Source organism: Luteibacter sp. P4_E6 (assembly GCF_056401535.1).
Genome location: NZ_JBFUJE010000511.1, coordinates 1 through 2777, shown reverse-complemented (window position 1 = coordinate 2777; position 2777 = coordinate 1). Strand labels below are relative to the sequence as shown.

The 2777-nt window shown below is 64.3% G+C and carries 2 protein-coding genes; one reads left to right on the top strand and one right to left on the bottom strand.

The annotated features are described in order from the left end of the window. Positions 1-475 (top strand): DUF3471 domain-containing protein (locus AC1DT2_RS20055; RefSeq protein WP_477298280.1); only part of this gene is annotated, 475 nt, incomplete at its 5' end. 135 nt (positions 476-610) lie between these two features. On the opposite strand, the gene AC1DT2_RS20050 is transcribed toward AC1DT2_RS20055, so the two are convergent. Continuing rightward, the coding region (locus AC1DT2_RS20050; RefSeq protein ID WP_477298279.1) for a DUF3772 domain-containing protein at positions 611-2777 on the bottom strand (2167 nt) is incomplete at its 5' end.

The following is a 2777-nucleotide window of genomic DNA, read 5'->3' as shown; positions in this document are numbered from 1 at the left end:
CTTCCAGGCAGTGACCATGCGCGCGCTGGACGCGTACATGGACGCGCCGAAGACCGACTGGATTGCCGCTTACGCCGCCGGTGTGCGCAAGTCCGAAGGCAATGCCGACGACAGCATGAAGAAGCATGAGGCCGCACGTGCGAAGGGGTCGAAGCCATCGCTTCCGCTCGATGGCTACGTCGGCACGTATCGCGATCCCTGGTACGGCGACGTCAAGGTGAGCAAGCAGGGTGGCAAGCTGGTCATGAGCTTTGCGAAGACCGCCCAGCTCACCGGCACGCTGGACCCGTGGCAGCACGACACCTTCATTGCCCACTGGACCGACCGCTCGCTCAACGGCGATGCGTTCGTGAACTTCGATCTGACGCCGGACGGCAAGGTGCGCGAGGTGCGCATGGAGCCGGTGTCACCGCTGACGGATTTCAGCTTCGATTTCCAGGATCTGCGCCTGGCGCCGGTTGAGGTCGCGAAGTAAAAGCATCGCCGTGCGGAAGTAAGAGCATCTCCGTGCGGAAGTAAAAGCATCGCCGATGAATCGGCTCCCACACAAAGCCAGGAGAAGTGCCGGCTCTTTGTGGGAGCCGCTTCAGCAGCGATAGGGTGCTAGCGATCAGCTGGAAGGATCGTCCGTCGACGCCTTAGGCGCCGAATCCGCCGTCGGCCCCATCCCCTCCGACACACTCCCGCCGCCACGCAACACCAGATCCTGCGGCCGCAGCAGCGGGATATCCGACTTGCGCAACCGCGCGATGATGTCGAACAGCAAGTCGCTCTTCACGTTACCGACATCACGCGGACCACCCACATAACAGGTCACCGCAAACGTCATCGCTGCACGGTCGATGTTATCCAGCGTGACCGACGCGGCGGGCGTCTCCAGCACCTGTTTGTGCGCGTGCATCGCTGCAAGCATGTGCTCGCGTGCTTCCATCGGATCGGTATCCAGTGGCATCGGCAACTTGATCAGCACGCGACCCTGCGGGTTCGCCATCGTCATGTTGCGCACCGGCTTGGTGATGAACGACGAGTTCGGCACGATGATCGTCGAGCGATCGGACACCTGGATTTCCGTGGCACGTACGTTGATGCGGCGGATATCGCCTTCGGCATCGTCGAGCACCACCCAGTCGCCCACCTTCACTGGCCGCTCGGCCAAAAGGATCAGGCCGGAGATGAAGTTCGACACGATCGCCTGCAGACCGAAGCCGATACCGACCGAGAGGGCCGAGGCGACCCAGGCCACGTTCTGTACCGACAGACCCATCGCCAGCAAGGCGATCGCGACGACGATCACGACGCCGACATAACCCAGCAGGGTCGTCAGCGAGCTGCGCATGCCGGGATCGAGATTCGTACGGGGCAGGTACTGCTCGGACATCCAGTTCTTGATCACGCGCACGGCGAGCAGGCCGAGGAAGAACAGACCGATCGCCGTGAGGATCTGGTCCGGCTTGAACTCGAAGTTGTAGATCTTCAGCGTCTGTAGCTTCGTGCCCAGCGTCAGGATGTCCGATGCCCCGGCACCGAACCCGGAGATCAYGGCCACCAGGCCGAACATGAAGAGCGCCAGGCGCACGATGCCCGAAAGCAGCACGCCGGCCTGGTCGAGCAAACGCGGATGCGTGCCGAAGATCGCCTGCGCACGCGCGCTCATCGGGCCCTTCTCCGAGAGCAGTGTCTCGAACAGGTCGTCGACCAGGCGCATCGCGAGGTAGGTGGCCGAGAGCACGATGATCGTCCACACCACCTGGCCCGCCATGAACGAGGCGAAGGCGACGAAGCCGGTGAGCAATCCGATCCACGATGCGACGATGGCGATCCACGCTGCAGCAATGAACAGGCTCGCCCAGATCGGACGCGGTGCCGGCGCATCGCCGTCCTCGTTGACGGCATGATGCGAACGGCTCAGGCGCACCAGTGCGATCGCCGTGAGCGTGGTGAGCACAAGTGCCTGCAGGCTGCTGGTCATCACCGTGGCGGCGAGGCTGGTACCGATCGTGCGGTTCAGTTCCTTGAGGAAGTAGAACAACACCACGGCCAGGGAAAACAGCATCGGGAACCGGCGCAGGCTGAGCGCCGTCTCGTCCGAGAGAGGAGGAAGGCGCCACGACGGCCGCTTCGCCGAGATCAGGGCACGGCCAAGCCCGGCGATAAAGGCGCCGAAGAAGATGATGCGGACGAGGGCCTTGGCCATCGCATCCGTATCGTCGCTGAAGGTCTCGTCCCAGTTCAGGCCCAGATACAGCAGCTGGGTACCGAGGCCGGTCGTGAGCGCAGAGGTGAGCGTAATGCCGAGGATGAGCGCCGAGCGGCGCAGCCGCCCCGGTGGCATGCGGTTCGCCGTGAGGTGGCGGGCGCGTTGCTCGAGATAGAAGCGCACGCCCGTCATGAGCAGCACGCCGAACAGGGCGCAGATGATCAGGGCGACGCGGTTGCCGTCGGTCCAGCTCTTGACCAGATCGGTCTTTACGCCGCCCGCGAAGTCGCTCAGGTTGGCCGAGTCGCGCGGAAACGCCTTGGCCGGCTCCGACCAGAAGGGACGCGACAACGGCGACGCCGTTCGCCGGGAAAGGAATTGCTGGAAACGGATGCGGCGCAGGTCGGCCAGCTGGCTGGTGGTCTGCTGCGCCTCCAGGGTGATGCCGTCGGCCTGCTTGATCTGCGCATCGACGGCGTCGAAGGCCTTTTGGGCATCCTTGCGCGTGGCAGCCAGCTCCGGCGCTTCCTTGGTTCCTGCCGCCGGGGCGGGGCCGAGCTGGTCGAGGCGGGCCTTGGCC